The organism is Pseudomonas sp. UBT (assembly GCF_050915955.1).
GTDB lineage: Bacteria > Pseudomonadota > Gammaproteobacteria > Pseudomonadales > Pseudomonadaceae > Aquipseudomonas > Aquipseudomonas antarctica_A.
Genome location: NZ_CP168079.1, coordinates 674,621 through 690,208, shown reverse-complemented (window position 1 = coordinate 690,208; position 15,588 = coordinate 674,621). Strand labels below are relative to the sequence as shown.

14 protein-coding genes and 2 pseudogenes are annotated in these 15,588 nt (G+C 59.9%); 10 read left to right on the top strand and 6 right to left on the bottom strand.

The features are described 5' to 3' along the window. The first annotated feature begins 172 nt into the window (after positions 1–172). Positions 173–1,618, top strand: a complete 1,446-nt coding sequence (locus ACDZ94_RS03265; protein WP_221295635.1) for a SulP family inorganic anion transporter — start codon at positions 173–175, stop codon at positions 1,616–1,618. A gap of 69 nt (positions 1,619–1,687) precedes the next feature. Here ACDZ94_RS03265 and ACDZ94_RS03260 read toward each other — a convergent pair whose 3' ends face one another. Next, entirely contained in the window at positions 1,688–2,080 is a 393-nt protein-coding gene (locus ACDZ94_RS03260; RefSeq protein WP_221295634.1) for a lysozyme inhibitor LprI family protein, read from the bottom strand. A 248-nt stretch (positions 2,081–2,328) separates the two neighbouring features. On the opposite strand from ACDZ94_RS03260, the gene ACDZ94_RS03255 reads away from it, so the two are divergent. Genes ACDZ94_RS03255 through ACDZ94_RS03240 form a run of 4 tightly spaced genes read left to right on the top strand, consistent with a single transcriptional unit; the run spans position 2,329 to position 6,415 of the window. Beyond that, on the top strand, positions 2,329–3,678 hold the full coding sequence (locus ACDZ94_RS03255) for a GntP family permease (RefSeq protein WP_262666263.1): 1,350 nt from the start codon (positions 2,329–2,331) through the stop codon (positions 3,676–3,678). 12 nt (positions 3,679–3,690) lie between these two features. Beyond that, the gene (locus ACDZ94_RS03250; RefSeq protein WP_064454112.1) at positions 3,691–4,551 is read left to right on the top strand and encodes a MurR/RpiR family transcriptional regulator; all 861 of its coding nucleotides are present in this window, start codon (positions 3,691–3,693) and stop codon (positions 4,549–4,551) included. A 1-nt stretch (position 4,552) separates the two neighbouring features. Continuing rightward, entirely contained in the window at positions 4,553–6,016 is a 1,464-nt protein-coding gene (locus tag ACDZ94_RS03245) for an N-acyl-D-amino-acid deacylase family protein (protein WP_064454111.1), read from the top strand. A 30-nt stretch (positions 6,017–6,046) separates the two neighbouring features. Then, positions 6,047–6,415, top strand: a complete 369-nt coding sequence (locus ACDZ94_RS03240; RefSeq protein ID WP_259763435.1) for a VOC family protein — start codon at positions 6,047–6,049, stop codon at positions 6,413–6,415. Positions 6,416–7,044: 629 nt separating this feature from the next. Here the strand turns inward: ACDZ94_RS03240 and ACDZ94_RS03235 are convergent. Together ACDZ94_RS03235 and ACDZ94_RS03230 are read right to left on the bottom strand one after the other, a co-directional pair. Then, positions 7,045–7,638 (bottom strand): annotated as a pseudogene (locus ACDZ94_RS03235) (methyl-accepting chemotaxis protein); the annotation flags it as partial. 309 nt (positions 7,639–7,947) lie between these two features. Continuing rightward, positions 7,948–8,964 (bottom strand): annotated as a pseudogene (locus ACDZ94_RS03230) (methyl-accepting chemotaxis protein); the annotation flags it as partial. A gap of 276 nt (positions 8,965–9,240) precedes the next feature. On the opposite strand from ACDZ94_RS03230, the gene ACDZ94_RS03225 reads away from it, so the two are divergent. Further along, a complete protein-coding gene (locus ACDZ94_RS03225; protein WP_053257950.1) occupies positions 9,241–9,858 on the top strand; it encodes an FKBP-type peptidyl-prolyl cis-trans isomerase in 618 nt (205 codons plus the stop codon). A 147-nt stretch (positions 9,859–10,005) separates the two neighbouring features. Here ACDZ94_RS03225 and ACDZ94_RS03220 read toward each other — a convergent pair whose 3' ends face one another. From ACDZ94_RS03220 to ACDZ94_RS03210, 3 genes are all read right to left on the bottom strand, one after another. After that, a complete protein-coding gene (locus ACDZ94_RS03220) occupies positions 10,006–10,263 on the bottom strand; it encodes a PA4570 family protein (RefSeq protein ID WP_064454108.1) in 258 nt (85 codons plus the stop codon). A gap of 158 nt (positions 10,264–10,421) precedes the next feature. After that, positions 10,422–10,763, bottom strand: a complete 342-nt coding sequence (locus ACDZ94_RS03215) for a zinc ribbon domain-containing protein YjdM (RefSeq protein ID WP_017254008.1) — start codon at positions 10,761–10,763, stop codon at positions 10,422–10,424. 171 nt (positions 10,764–10,934) lie between these two features. Then, positions 10,935–11,903, bottom strand: coding sequence for a polyprenyl synthetase family protein (locus tag ACDZ94_RS03210; RefSeq protein ID WP_053257947.1), 969 nt, complete (start codon positions 11,901–11,903; stop codon positions 10,935–10,937). Positions 11,904–12,302: 399 nt separating this feature from the next. Here ACDZ94_RS03210 and rplU point away from each other — a divergent pair, with 399 nt between their 5' ends. The 4 genes from rplU (at position 12,303) to proB (ending at position 15,580) form a co-directional block, all read left to right on the top strand. Then, the gene (rplU, locus tag ACDZ94_RS03205) at positions 12,303–12,617 is read left to right on the top strand and encodes a 50S ribosomal protein L21 (protein ID WP_003176051.1); all 315 of its coding nucleotides are present in this window, start codon (positions 12,303–12,305) and stop codon (positions 12,615–12,617) included. 34 nt (positions 12,618–12,651) lie between these two features. Continuing rightward, the gene (gene rpmA, locus ACDZ94_RS03200) at positions 12,652–12,909 is read left to right on the top strand and encodes a 50S ribosomal protein L27 (RefSeq protein ID WP_003176049.1); all 258 of its coding nucleotides are present in this window, start codon (positions 12,652–12,654) and stop codon (positions 12,907–12,909) included. Positions 12,910–13,101: 192 nt separating this feature from the next. Continuing rightward, positions 13,102–14,325 (top strand): Obg family GTPase CgtA, encoded by a 1,224-nt coding sequence (gene cgtA, locus ACDZ94_RS03195; protein WP_064454107.1) that lies wholly within the window; start codon positions 13,102–13,104, stop codon positions 14,323–14,325. A gap of 136 nt (positions 14,326–14,461) precedes the next feature. Further along, positions 14,462–15,580 carry a glutamate 5-kinase gene (gene proB, locus ACDZ94_RS03190; protein WP_064454106.1) on the top strand — a complete coding sequence of 373 codons (1,119 nt, stop codon included), beginning with the start codon at positions 14,462–14,464 and terminating at the stop codon, positions 15,578–15,580. Positions 15,581–15,588: the final 8 nt, after the last annotated feature.

Genomic DNA, 15,588 nt, shown 5'->3' with positions numbered 1-15,588 from the left:
CAAGCCCGGCTCCCACATCGACCGAGTCGTTCAAGCAACACGCGGTCAAAGTGGGAGCTGGCTTGCCTGCGATAGGGGCAACTCGGTCTACCTGACCTGACACTTCACTGGCCCCACCCGCCGCAATTCCGTACCATTCCCCGCCTAATTCCCCGCAACGCCCTGGTACCTCATGAACCTCACCCGTCTGCGCGCCGATGCCCTGGCCGGCCTCACCACGTCTTTTGCGCTGCTGCCCGAATGCATCGCCTTTGCGTTGGTCGCTCACCTCAACCCGTTGATGGGGCTCTACGGCGCCTTCATCATTTGCACCCTCACTGCGTTATTCGGCGGCCGTCCTGGCATGGTCTCGGGCGCGGCAGGTTCGATGGCAGTGGTGATCGTCGCGCTGGTGGTGCAGCACGGCGTGGAGTATTTGCTGGCGACGGTGCTGTTGGGCGGGCTGATCATGGTTGCGTTCGGCCTGTTGCGCCTGGGCAAGCTGGTGCGCATGGTGCCGCACTCGGTGATGCTCGGTTTCGTCAACGGCCTGGCGATCATTATCGCGCTGGCGCAACTGGAGCATTTCAAGAGCGGTGAACGCTGGCTCAGCGGCACGCCGTTGTATGTGATGACGGGCCTGGTTGTGCTGACCATGGCGATTGTCTACCTGTTGCCACGCCTGACCCGCGCCGTGCCACCCGCGCTGGTGGCGATCCTCGGGGTCGGCCTGGCGGTGTACCTGCTTGGCCTGCCGACCCGTACCCTCGGCGACATGGCTCACATTGCCGGTGGCCTGCCGACCTTTGCGTTGCCGCAGATTCCCTGGACCCTGGAAACCCTCACGATCATCGCGCCCTACGCGTTCCTGATGGCCATGGTGGGCCTGCTGGAAACCCTGCTCACCCTCAACCTCACCGACGAGATCACTGAGACCCGTGGCTACCCCGACCGCGAAAGTGTGGCCCTGGGCGCGTCGAATATGGTCTCTGGCCTGTTCGGCGGCATGGGCGGTTGCGCGATGATCGGGCAAACCGTGATCAACCTCAGCTCCGGCGGGCGCGGGCGCTTCTCCGGGGTATTTGCCGGGGTGATGATCCTGTTGTTCATTCTGTTTCTGTCGCCGCTGATCGAGCGAATCCCGCTGGCGGCGCTGGTGGGGGTGATGTTTGTGGTGTCCCAGCAGACCTTCGCGTGGGCGTCGCTACGGGTGATCAACAAGGTGCCGTTCAACGACGTGCTGGTGATTCTCGCGGTGACGGTGATTACCGTGTTTACCGACCTGGCCACGGCCGTACTGTGCGGCATTGTGATTGCGGCGCTGAACTTTGCCTGGCAACAGGCGCGTGAGCTGTATGCCGATGAACACCTGGAAGCCGACGGCAGCAAACTCTATCGCCTGCACGGCACGCTGTTTTTTGCGTCAACTACACCGTTCTTGAACCGGTTCGACCCGGCCAATGACCCGGCCGAGGTGACGCTGGATTGCCGTCACCTAAGCTTTGTCGACTACTCGGCGATTGCCGCGCTGATGACCCTGCGTGAGCGTTACAGCAAGGCCGGCAAACATCTGCGTGTGCTGCATTTGTCGGAGCGCTGCAAGAAGCTGCTCAAGCGCGCGAAGGTTCATCACGACTGATCGGGCTGAGTCCCAGCGAGTCCGTGTCATCGTTAAAGAATATCGCGAGCAAGCCCGCTCCCACCGGGATCACGGCCCGACCAGGTCTTCGAGTTCCTGGGCGCGGGTCTGCGTCATGTCCAGCAGGCAGCCGGAGCCATTGACCTGGTCGATGGTGCCGCCGGTGGCACTGCCTGCGAAGCCGCAATTGGCGTCGCGGTATTTGATCCACAGGCGCTGAACATCCTGCAATTGCTGCTTGCGCGCACCTTCCTGGGCGGCGAGGGCGGTTTTGTAGGCCTTGTTCAGGCGCTCGTCCTGCACTTTGGCTTCCTTGGCGTTGCAATTGACCATGTCGGCACTGGTGTTGGCGCCGTCCATGCATTTCTTCAAGGCAGCGTTGTCGGCGGCCGAGGCGTTGCCGCACAGGGCCAGCAGCAGCGCACTGGCGGCGAAGGGAACAAGCAGGGTCTTGCGATTCATTGTGGGGATTCCTGATCGTAGTTGAGGCCGCAATCTGAGACTCGGCCCTGGCCATTGAGTTTCCGCGCCGCACAAAACTTCATGTAAGAACGCCCTACGAATTTTCACGCGCCGGCGTAGGGCATATCCCCAAGCGACAGCGCTTATCTGTGGGCGAAAATTACTTTCATAAAAATTGAAAATACTCCTCGGTAATGATTTATGAGTTTCACAACCAATTCGACGTGACCCTTTCCGAGGAGTACCGCATGGCCGCACCACTGGGCTTGGGGCTGCTGGCATACGCTGCCATCGCCATCATTGCATTGATCGTGCTGATTGCACGTTACCGACTCAACCCGTTTATCGTCATCACCCTGGTGTCTATCGGCCTGGCGCTGATGGCCGGGATGCCCGCCGATACCATCATGGGCTCGTATGAGGCGGGTGTCGGCAAGACGCTGGGGCATATCGCCCTGGTGGTAGCGTTAGGCACCATGCTCGGCAAAATGATGGCCGAATCCGGTGGCGCCGAGCAGGTGGCGCGCACCTTGATCAACCGTTTCGGCGAGCGCAATGCGCATTGGGCGATGGTGTGTATCGCTTTCCTGGTGGGGCTGCCGCTGTTTTTCGAGGTCGGTTTTGTGTTGCTGGTGCCGATCGCCTTTACCGTGGCGCGGCGTGTGGGCGTGTCGATCCTGATGGTCGGCTTGCCGATGGTCGCCGGTCTGTCGGTGGTGCATGCGCTGGTGCCACCGCACCCGGCGGCGATGATGGCGGTGCTGGCGTATAACGCGTCAGTGGGGCAGACCGTGCTGTATGCGATCTTGATTGGTATCCCTACGGCGATCATCGCCGGTCCGCTGTACGCCAAGTTCATCGTGCCGCGCATTCACCTGCCGGCGGAGAACCCGCTGGAGCGTCAGTTCATCGAGCGTGAGCCGCGTACCCGTTTGCCGAGCTTTACGCTGACCATGGGCACCATCCTGTTGCCGGTGGTGCTGATGATGATCGGCGGCTGGGCCAACGTGATTTCTACACCGGGGACCGGTTTTAATCAGTTCCTGCTGTTTATCGGCAACTCGGTGATCGCGCTGCTGGTGGCGACCTTGGTGAGCTTCTGGACCTTGGGGCTGGCCCAGGGCTTTAACCGTGAAGCGATCCTCAAGTTCACCAATGAATGCCTGGCGCCGACGGCCAGTATTACCTTGCTGGTCGGCGCGGGCGGCGGGTTGAACCGCATTCTGGTGGACGCGGGCGTGACCAATGAGATCCTCGGCTTGGCCCATGCTTTCCATTTGTCGCCACTGGTGATGGGTTGGTTGTTCGCCGCGCTGATGCGGATCGCCACGGGCTCGGCCACCGTGGCCATGACGACGGCGTCCGGTGTGGTCGCGCCCGTTGCCATGGGCCTGGGTTATCCACACCCCGAATTGCTGGTGCTGGCCACTGGGGCGGGTTCGGTGATCTTTTCCCACGTCAACGACGGCGGCTTCTGGCTGATCAAGGAATACTTCAATATGACAGTGATCCAGACCTTCAAGACCTGGACCGTGCTGGAGACCCTGATTTCGGTGGTCGCCTTCGGTCTGACTTACGGTCTGTCCTGCATCCTGTAATTCGGAGACCTCATGGACATCCTCTACCAGATTCGTGCTCGCCAGGATTCCTTCAGCGCCGGCGAAGGGCGTATCGCCAGGCTGATGCTCGATGACGTGGGCTTTGCCGCGTCGGCCAGCCTGGAAGAGTTGTCGCAACGGGCCGAGGTCAGCACGGCGACCTTGTCGAGGTTTGCGCGCAGTGTGGGTTGCCGCGATCTGCGGGATTTGCGCCTGCAACTGGCGCAGGCCAGCGGGGTGGGTAGCCGGTTTCTGGACCCGGCAGGGTTGCCGGAACAGTCGGCGTTTCATCGGCAGATTCTCGGCGATGTCGAAGCGACGTTGCGCCAGCATTTGTCAGGCTTTAACCAGGCGAGTTTTGTCGATGCAGTCAGCCTGTTGGGCAAGGCGCGGATGATCCACGCCTTCGGCATGGGCGGCCCGTCGAGCCTGTGCAGTGAGGAGCTGCAGGTGCGACTGGTGCGTCTGGGTTACCCGATTGCCGCTTGCCGCGACCCGGTGATGATGCGTGTCACGGCCGCGACGTTGGGCCCTGAACATGCCTTGATCGTTTGCTCGCTCTCCGGCCTCACTCCCGAATTGTTGGACGTGGTGAGGCTGGCGCGCAACTACGACACGCCCATCGTTGCCATCACGTTGGCCGACTCACCGCTGGCCCAGTTGGCAGACGTGTTGTTGCCATTGCAGCCGGCCGAAACCAGTTTTATCTACAAGCCGACCGCAGCGCGCTACGGCATGCTGTTGGCCATCGACTTGCTCGCCACCGAGCTGGCGCTGGCCATGCCGGACGACAACCAGGAACGCCTGCGCCGGATCAAGCTGGCCCTGGACGATTATCGCGGCGGCCCCGATAGCCTGCCGCTTGGAGATTGATATGAAGTACGACACGCTGATTCGCCAGGCGCTGATCATAGATGGCAGCAACTCCCCGGGCTATGTCGCTGATGTAGGTGTGCGGGCAGGGCGGATCGAAACGATTGGCGACCTGTCGACCGCGCAGGCTGAGCACGAAATCGATGCGAATGGCCGTGTGTTGGCGCCGGGCTTTATCGACGTGCACACCCACGATGACACGGTGGTGATCCGTCACCCGCAGATGTTGCCCAAGCTCAGCCAGGGTGTGACCACGGTGATTGTCGGCAACTGTGGCATCAGCGCGTCGCCGGTCAATTTACGCAGCGACCCGCCGGACCCGATGAACCTCTTGGGGTCGCGTGAAGCGTTCGTTTATCCGCGCTTTGCCGATTACCGTGCTGCCGTGGAAAGTGCGCATCCGGCGGTGAACGTTGCCGCGCTGATCGGCCATACGGCCCTGCGCAGCAACCATATGGACGACCTGCACCGCACCGCCACGCCCGACGAAATCGCCGCCATGCGCACGCAATTGCAGGAAAGCCTGGAGGCGGGTGCCCTTGGTTTATCCACAGGCCTGGCCTACGCCAGCGCATTCAATGCCGAGACCGATGAAGTGCTGCAACTCAGTGAAGAACTGACGGCCTTCGGTGCGGTGTACACCACCCATTTGCGCAGCGAATTCGAACCGGTGCTGGAGGCGATGGACGAGGCGTTTCTCATCGGCCGACATGCCAAGGTGCCGGTGATTATTTCCCACCTCAAATGTGCGGGGGCGGGTAACTGGGGGCGTAGTCCGCAGTTGTTGGCGTCGCTGGAAGCCGCAGCGAAAACCCACCCGGTGGGGTGTGATTGTTATCCCTATGCGGCCAGCTCTTCGACGCTGGATCTCAAGCAGGTCACCGATGCCTTTCGTATCACCATCACCTGGTCCACGCCGCACCCTGAAGTGGGTGGGCGCGACTTGCAGGCTATCGCCGCCGAATGGGACGTTTCGCTGATGGACGCCGCACGCCGTCTGCAACCGGCGGGGGCGGTGTACTACGGGATGGATGAAGCGGATGTGCGACGTATCCTGGCGCATCCGCTGTCGATGGTGGGGTCTGACGGGCTGCCTGAAGACCCGTTTCCTCACCCGCGTTTGTGGGGCGCGTTTCCCCGGGTGCTGGGGCATTTCAGCCGCGACGTTGGGCTGTTCCCGTTGCACACGGCGGTGCACAAGATGACGGGGTTGTCGGCAGCGCGATTTGGTTTGGCTGAGCGGGGCGAAATTCGTCAAGGCTACTGGGCCGACCTGGTGTTGTTCGACCCGCTGCGGGTGCGTGATGTAGCGGATTTCAAAGCGCCGCAACGCGCGGCTGAGGGCATTGATGGTGTGTGGATCAACGGAGTGTTGAGCTACATCGATGGCCAGGCCAATGGTCAGCGACCTGGGCGGTTTCTGGCGCGTAATGGGGATTTGCGCGGTGGTTTTTCGTCTCTATAGTGGGGCGCTCTCTTACACGGAGTTGTTGCCATGCACTTAGGAAAGGTCACCCCCATCTTGCGTATTTTCGACGAGGCCAAGGCGTTGGAATTCTACGTCGAGTTCCTCGGGTTCAAGGTCGACTGGCAGCATCGTTTTGAGGCGAATTTTCCGTTGTATCTGCAGGTGTCGCTGGGGGAATGCGTGCTGCATTTGTCCGAGCATCATGGCGATGCTTCGCCGGGGGCGGCGGTGCGGATTCAAACGCACGGGGTGGACGCGTATCAGCAGCAGTTGTTGGCCAAGGATTACCGGTATGCCAAGCCTGGGGTTGAGGAAACGCCTTGGGGCTCGCGTGAGATGAGTGTCAGCGATCCGTTTGGCAATCGGCTGGTGTTTGTTGAGGAAGGCGACGGCTGATTGGCAAATCGCAGGCAATAAAAAACCGCCTTAGTAGGGCGGTTTTTTTTTGCGAACCCAGTTTGTGGCTGGGGTTGCTATCTCATTGGAAGCAATGATGTGCAACACGGATACTACTGCCGGTTATTGCATCAGGCAAGACTTGACGACGGTCGGTGCTTTTCATTTTGTATGCACAATTAGCAGTAAAGTTTGGCAATGAATTTGCTGATCTTGAAGTAGGTTTTATCATCGCTCGTCACACCTTTTGCCGGGATGTTGGTTAGTATCAGCTCCGTTCCAAGTGCGTCGTTTTGTAGGTGGCTGGGTACGCGCGCAGAATAATGGACCGAACGCCACGGGCTAGTAATCCGTGCCGGATTCATGCGGGAGGAACCAAAGCCCGGCCGCCTCAGAGGAAGCAGTGATGTGCATCCCAAGGCTCACGTGTTCCGGTAAGTGCGCTGGAGGTAAGGCCCAACTCAGGGAGGGCCGAGTATGTCCAAGTTTGTACGACGTACGTGGAACCTCGTAGTGAATGCCTTGCGTGTTTATCACGTGTGGACATTCCTACGGGACAGCTTTGATGACCTGTAAGGTCTGAGAAGTGGAGCCGCCTCGGCTTAAGTCGAGGCGGCTTTTTTGGTTTTTTAAACCCGGAAGTGGCTGACCATCTGCTGCAACTGGCTGCCCAAACGCGCCAGTTCCACGCTCGACTTGGCCGTCTCGTCACTCGCGGTGGCGGTCTGCTCCGACACATCCCGCACGTTGACGATGCTGCGGCTGATTTCTTCGGCCACGGCACTTTGCTGTTCCGCCGCCGCTGCAATCTGCTGGTTCATCGACTGGATGTTCGACACCGTACGGGTGATGTTTTCCAGCGATACGCCGGCCTTACGGGTCAGCTCGACGCTGCTGTCGGTGAGGCTGCGGCTGTTGTTCATCACAGTGGCCACTTGCTGGGTGCCGTTCTGCAAGCCGGCGACCAGGCCTTCGATTTCTTCGGTGGATTTTTGGGTACGCTGGGCCAGGCCGCGTACTTCGTCGGCAACCACGGCAAACCCACGACCGGCTTCACCGGCACGCGCCGCTTCAATCGCTGCGTTGAGCGCCAGCAGGTTGGTCTGCTCGGCTACGGCCTTGATCACGTCCATCACGCTGCCGATCTTGTTGCTCTCTTGTTGCAGGTGCGTCATGGCGTCGGTAGAGCGCGCCACTTCGGCGGCCAGGCGCTCGATCTGGGCGATGGCCTCGGCCACCACTTTGTCACCTGCGCGGGCTTGACCGTCAGCGTCGGCAGCGGCCAGGGACGCCTGCTCGGCGTTGCGCGCAACTTCTTGCACGGTAGCAGTCATTTCATGCATCGCTGTGGCGACTTGATCCGTCTCGATCTTCTGGCTGTTGACGCCGGCACTGGTCTGCTCGGTAACGGCTGACAGTTCTTCGGCGGCGCTGGCGATCTGAGTCACGCCGTCGCGAATACCGCTGATCAATTCACGCAGGGTGGTGCCCATGCGCTGGATGCCTTGTTGCAACACACCCAGTTCATCGCGACGGGTCACCTGGATGTTGTGGCTCAGGTCACCGGAGGCGATGCGTTCCACCACGGCCAGGGTTTCCTGGATCGGGCGCGTGATCTGGCGGGTAATCACCAGTGCAGCAATGATGCCGACCAGCAGGGCGAGCAATGTGCTGATCAACTGCAGACTGCGGGCCTGGGCGCTTTCGGCGTCGCGGCGATCAAGCTGAATGTCATACAGCTTGTCGCTGATGGTGACGATATCGGCGCCTTGTGTGGTCATTTCGGCACGGGCGCTGACGATGTTGGCGTTGGCTGCCTTGTAGCTCTGCACAGCGCTGCGATAGGCACCCAGCGCGGTTTCCAGCGAGGTCAATGCGCTTTGTTGGCTGGTGCCGAACGCGGCGTTGAGGCCTTTCAAGCCACCGATGGCTTTCTCGATTTGCGCAGCGGCGCGGGCTTCGGTCTCTGCGTTGACCGTGTTGGTATAACCGCGCACTTCATAGCGCGCCAGCTGGAATTCTTCCTTGGCGTGGGTGATGGCCTGGTATTGGGTGTAGCGCTCCGGGCTGTCGGGCATCTGCTGCACGCTGGTGTCCAGTGCGTCGATCTGGGTGTTGGCAATATCAGCCTTGTCGCCCATGACCTGGCGTGCGGCGTTGCCGTTACGGTAGGCCTCACGCATTTTGTTCAGCGACTGCTGGTAGGCGGTGATGACGGCTTTTTGCTCAGTGAGCAGCTTGAAGTTTTCCGGGCTTTTGAAACTGTCCAGCAGCTTCTGTTGCTGGGCTGCAAAGGCGTCCAGGCTAGTCTGTACGTTCTGTGCCACGGCTTCATCGCCGTTTGCCAGCATGTATTGCAGGCGCACGATACGCAGCTTGGTCAGGGAGGCGTTGAGCTGGGTGATGTCGCTCATCCAGTTGCTACGGTCGATCAGGCTGCCCAGGCTGGTCCAGCCGGTCAGTGCCAGGATCGAGGTGAGGACCAGCACCAGGCCGAAGCCCAGGCCGAGTTTAAGGTTGACGCTGATGTTGCCGAACCAGCTATTCATCGAATGCTCCGCAAGAATGATGTTTGTCTGCTGGGCGGTGTTGTTGTTTGAGCCAGCCAAAGTGTGTAGGGCTGTATCGGCGGCGGGGGATGAATCTGAAATACTTTTCTTACCGGTTCGACGAAGGGTGGCTATCACCGTATGGCAATGCTGACCTGTCGGGTTTGCGGCGCGGGGCAGGGGGCTCATCACGGGCCGGTCTTGTGTGCTAGTCTGCGGGCCCTTTTAGTTTTGGATGGCACGGGAAATCGTGCTGTCCTACAGCGGAGCCTCTTCATGTCCGAAGTTAATCTGTCCACCGACGAAACCCGCGTCAGCTACGGTATCGGCCGTCAGTTGGGCGACCAGCTGCGCGACAACCCGCCACCGGGCGTTAGCATCGACGCCATCCTGGCTGGCCTGACCGACGCTTTCGCAGGCAAGCCAAGCCGCGTTGATCAAGAGCAAATGGCTGCCAGCTTCAAAGTTATCCGCGAAATCATGCAAGCCGAAGCGGCTGCCAAGGCTGAAGCGGCTGCTGGCGCTGGCCTGGCGTTCCTGGCTGAAAACGCCAAGCGTGATGGCATCACTACCCTGGCTTCCGGTCTGCAATTTGAAGTGCTGACCGCCGGTGATGGCGCCAAGCCGACCCGTGAAGACCAAGTGCGTACTCACTACCACGGCACTCTGATCGACGGCACTGTGTTCGATAGCTCCTACGAGCGTGGCCAGCCTGCAGAATTCCCGGTTGGCGGCGTGATCGCCGGTTGGACCGAAGCCCTGCAACTGATGAATGCCGGCAGCAAATGGCGTCTGTACGTGCCGAGCGAACTGGCTTACGGCGCTCAAGGCGTTGGCAGCATCCCGCCGCACAGCGTTCTGGTGTTCGACGTTGAGCTGCTCGACGTTCTGTAATACTCGGTAATGTCGGCCCCGGCTTTGTGTGGGAGCTGGCTAGCCTGCGATGGCATCAACTCGGTAGCCGGTATGACCGAGTCATTGGTATCGTGGGCAAGCCCGGCTCCCCCATAAAGCCGGGGCAATCAGTTTTTGCGTGGTGTCTCATGGATGGAACTTGCCATTGAGCTCCGTGGCCGGGCGCAACGCTCGGGCATAGCAGAACAGAAACAGATTGCGCACCACCTCCTTAAGCACTCCAGGTTCACTGGAACTCAGGCCGCTCACGTCCAGGTCGCCCTGGTCCTGCAGCTCATTGAGCGCTTCTTCTTCCAGCACGGCACAGACTTCACCGGTTTCCCGATGCAGGATCCGCAGGTAAGGGTGTGGTCGGTCCAGCCAGGCATCTATCAAATAAGTCATGGTCATTCTCCTTGAGGGATTCAATGAGAATAATTATTATTAGCAGAATAGCAAGTGCCTATTGGCGATTTGCTGATTTTTCTGTGGGGATAGTGCGTTCGATCAACGGGGAGGGCGAAACGCCATCCCGCGGCGGGCGCGGGATGGATGTAGCAGATTCAGACTTTGCGGACGAACTCTGACTTGAGTTTCATCGGGCCGATACCGTCGATCTTGCAATCGATATCGTGGTCGCCGTCGCACAGGCGGATGTTCTTGACCTTGGTGCCCACTTTGACCACCAGGGAAGTGCCTTTGACCTTGAGGTCCTTGATGACAGTGATGGTGTCGCCGTCTTGCAGGACGTTGCCTACAGAGTCTTTCTTCACGGTTTCATCACCGGCCGCTTCGGCCTCGCCATTGGCGGACCACTCATGGGCGCATTCCGGGCAGATCAGCTGGGCGCCGTCTTCGTAGGTGTATTCGGAATTGCATTTCGGGCAGGGTGGCAACGTGCTCACTAAAGCTCCTTGAAAGTCAGGATGGCTAAAAGTCGCACATTATATAGGGATTTAGAGTGTGGCGGGGGCTTGGATCTAATGGGGGAGCTGGCTTACCTGTCATGCTATCCACTCGGTGTGTCTGTTGTTCCGAGTTGACGCTATCGCAGGCAAGCCAGAAGCGGAGCAGAATCAGTGAGTACGCGCGACCGCAAACTCACTCAGCTCAACCAGGGCATCCCGGTATTCGCTGGCGGGGAGTGCTTCCAGGCACTGGATGGCACGGGCGACGTAGTCACGCGCCAACTGTGCGGTGTAATCCAGGGAGCCCGAGGCTTCCACGGCAGCGCGAATGCTTTCCAGGTCTTCAATCCCGCCTTTCTGGATCGCTTTGCGCACCAGTGCAGCCTGTTCCGGCGTGCCTTCGCGCATAGTGTAGATCAGCGGCAAGGTCGGCTTGCCCTCGGCCAGGTCGTCACCGACGTTCTTGCCCAGGGTTTCGGCGTCGCCACGGTAGTCGAGCAGGTCGTCCACCAGTTGGAACGCTACGCCCAGGTGATCGCCAAAGGTGCGCAGGGCTTCGGCCTGTTCGGCAGTGGCGCCACACAGGGCGGCGGCACTGTGGGTGGAGGCTTCGAAAAGCATCGCGGTTTTGCCGCGAATCACTTCCATGTAGGTTTCTTCGGTGGTGCTGGCATCGCGGACCTTCGACAGCTGCAACACTTCGCCTTCGGCGATGATGCGCGTGGCTTGTGAAAGAATCTTCATCACCGGCATCGAGCCCAGTTCGACCATCATTTCGAACGAGCGTGAATACAGGAAGTCGCCTACCAATACGCTAGGGGCATTGCCCCACATGGCATTGGCGGTCTCACGGCCACGGCGCATGCCCGACATGTCGACCACGTCGTCATGCAGCAGGGTGGCGGTGTGCAGGAATTCGATAGTCGCTGCCAGCAGGCGCAAGTCATCGCCTTCGCGGCCCAGGGCCTTGCCGCACAGCAACACTAATAAAGGACGCAGGCGTTTGCCGCCCGCCGACGTAATGTAGTCGCCAATTTTGGAGACCAGCGGCACTTTAGACGTCAGCTGCTGCTTGATAATGCCGTCGACGGCGCTAAAATCGTCCGCGACCGCGCGGTAGAAAGCTTGGGGTTGCATCAGCGACAGTCGCTCCAGAAGGGTTGCGCGGCATGCTAGGACCCTCACCCGCGGGTGTCAAGGCGCGCCCAATCACCGTGAAAGCTACTGCAGGCTGGGAGCCTTCGGCTCTACGCGCGTAATCCTGCGTCAAAAACAGGCTCGGAATGCTCATTTACAGCCAGTAAACTCCGCTTCCTCGCCTGTTTTTTCCTTGTCTTCGCTTCGCTCGCTACGCTTTCACGGCGATTGGCGGCTACTTGCATCACCCATTTACCTTGCGTACAATCGCGCACCCTGAACTTCCTGGGCAGCACCTGCCTTACGCAATTGCATTCGGGACGTCCATCCCATGCAGCCATGCCAGCCAATACCTCTTCTTATAAAGCGCTGGGTGAGCAGGATTATCGGAGAAATACCATGTCGTACGCAGTAATTGTTACTGGTGGCAAGCAATACAAGGTCGCCCCAGGTGAATACCTGAAGATCGAAAAACTGGAAATCGCTACTGGCGAATCCGTTACTTTTGATCGCGTTCTGTTGGTCGCCAATGGCGATGACGTGAACATCGGCGCTCCAGTGGTTGCTGGCGCTACCGTTGTGGCTGAAGTGATCTCCCAAGGTCGTCACGATAAAGTCCGCATCATCAAGTTCCGTCGTCGTAAGCACCACATGAAGCGTATGGGCCACCGCCAGTGGTACACCGAGATCAAAATCACCGGTATTCAGGCTTAATTTCAGCCTAATTCCTCACTAGGAGAATTGACTCATGGCACACAAAAAAGCTGGTGGTAGTACCCGTAACGGTCGCGACTCAGAAGCCAAACGCCTTGGCGTTAAGATGTATGGCGGCCAGAAAATCATTCCGGGCAACATCATCGTGCGTCAGCGCGGCACCCAATTCCACGCCGGTTACGGTGTTGGCATGGGTAAAGATCACACCCTCTTCGCGAAAATCGAAGGCGTGATCAAGTTTGAAGTAAAAGGCGCGTTCAACCGCCGTTACGTGAGCGTTGTCGCCGCTTAATTGCGCGATCGCTGGAAAAGCCCTGTCTCGCGACGGGGCTTTTTCGTTTGTGGAGTGAGTCTCTTGCAAAGCTGTTTGTAATGGGCTCAGGCGCTGGATTTGCGGTCGTTATTGAGGTCGCTGCGCTCATTTTTGCAAGAGTCTTATGTCTTGGTTTCTTAAGCTCGTCCATGCGACGAGAGGCGTTTTGTTATGAAGTTCGTTGATGAAGTTTCCATCCGAGTAAAAGCAGGCGACGGCGGTAACGGTTGCATGAGTTTCCGTCGCGAAAAATTCATCGAAAACGGTGGCCCCAACGGCGGTGACGGCGGTGACGGCGGTTCCATCTACATGATGGCCGACGAAAACCTCAACACCCTGGTCGACTACCGTTACACCCGGCACTTCGATGCCGAGCGTGGCTCCAACGGCGGCAGCACCGACTGCACCGGTAAAAAGGGCGAAGACCTGGTACTGCGCGTACCGGTCGGCACCACGATCATCGACTCCGCTACCCAGGAAGTGATTGGCGACCTGACCAAGGCCGGCCAAAAGCTGATGGTTGTGCAGGGCGGCTGGCACGGTCTGGGTAACACCCGATTCAAGTCCAGTACCAACCGTGCACCACGCCAGACCACGCCGGGCAAGCCGGGCGAGCAGCGTGACCTGAAACTCGAAATGAAAGTATTGGCCGACGTAGGCCTGTTGGGTTTGCCGAACGCCGGCAAAAGTACCTTCATCCGCTCGGTCTCGGCCGCCAAGCCGAAAGTCGCCGACTACCCGTTCACCACCCTGGTGCCGAACCTGGGTGTGGTCAGCGTCGATCGCTGGAAAAGCTTCGTGGTCGCCGACATTCCTGGTTTGATCGAAGGTGCTTCCGACGGCGCAGGCCTGGGGATTCGCTTCCTCAAGCACTTGTCGCGTACCCGTTTGCTGCTGCACCTCGTCGACATGGCGCCGCTGGATGACACCAGCGCACCGGACGCCGCCGAAGTGATCGTCAGCGAACTGACCAAGTTCAGCCCGGCCCTGGCCGAGCGTGATCGCTGGCTGGTACTGAACAAGTGCGACCAGATCCTGGAAGAAGAGCACGAAGAGCGCGTCAAGGAAATCGTCGATCGCCTGGAGTGGGAAGGTCCGGTCTACGTGATCTCGGCCATCGCCAAAGAAGGTACCGAGCGTCTGTGCCGCGACATCATGCGCTACCTGGAAGACCGCGCCGACCGCTTGGCGGCTGACCCGGTATTCAAGGCCGAACTGGCCGAACTCGATCAGCAGATCGAAGACGAAGCCCGCGCTCAGTTGCAGGCTCTGGACGACCAGCGTGCCCTGCGCCGCAGCGGCGTGAAGTCGGTCCATGACATCGGCGACGATGATTGGGACGAAGAAGACGTGGATGATGAAGACGGTCCGGAAATCATTTACGTGCGCGACTGATTCGTTGCAGTAAACTTAAGCGCCGCTCACTCGAGCGGCGTTTTGGTATCTGGGTTTTATGCAGTCAGGAATGTAGTCACGAATAACGTTATGGGCGGCGCTGGGTCGCGCGGCCCTCACTCTAAGGTTGAAGATGATGCGGAGCAAAGTGACAGGTGCGCAGCGCTGGGTCGTAAAGATCGGAAGTGCGCTGTTGACGGCAGATGGCAAAGGTCTGGATCGCGCAGCCATGAGCGTCTGGGTCGAGCAGATGGTGGCCTTGCATGAGGCCGGTGTCGAGTTGGTGCTGGTGTCGTCCGGGGCCGTTGCCGCCGGGATGAGCCGCCTCGGCTGGACCGCGCGACCCAGCGCGATGCACGAACTGCAAGCCGCCGCCGCCATCGGCCAAATGGGCCTGGTGCAAGCCTGGGAATCCAGCTTCGCCGAGCACGGCCGCCACACGGCGCAGATCCTGCTGACCCACGACGACCTGTCCGACCGCAAGCGCTACCTCAACGCTCGCAGCACCTTGCGCGCGCTCGTGGAGCTCAAGGTGATCCCGGTGATCAACGAGAACGACACCGTGGTCACCGACGAAATCCGTTTTGGTGACAACGACACCCTGGCCGCACTGGTGGCCAACCTGGTGGAGGCTGACCTGCTGGTGATCCTCACCGACCGTGACGGCATGTTCGACGCCGACCCGCGCAACAACCCCGACGCCCAGTTGATCTACGAAGCCCGCGCCGATGACCCGGCGCTGGACGCCGTGGCCGGCAGTGTCGGCGGCGCCCTGGGCCGTGGCGGTATGCAGACCAAGCTGCGTGCAGCGCGCCTGGCTGCGCGTTCCGGCGCCCACACCATCATCGTCGGTGGGCGCCTGGAGCGGGTGCTGGACCGCCTCAAGGCCGGAGAGCGCATCGGTACGCTGCTGTCGCCGGAACGCGGCATGTTGGCGGCGCGCAAGCAGTGGTTGGCCGGTCATCTGCAAACCCGTGGCACGCTGGTGCTGGACGAAGGCGCCGTGTCGGCGTTGTCTCAAGGCAACAAGAGCCTGCTGCCGGTGGGCGTCAAATTGGTGCAGGGCAGCTTCCGCCGTGGTGAGATGGTGGTGTGCGTGGCGCCGGACGGTCGTGAGATCGCCCGTGGCCTGGCCAACTACAGTGCCCTGGAAGCGCAGAAAATAATTGGACAATCGTCTGAAGCGATTGTCGGACTCCTGGGTTACATGGCGGAACCGGAACTGGTGCACCGCGATAACCTGATCCTGGTCTAAACAAAGGA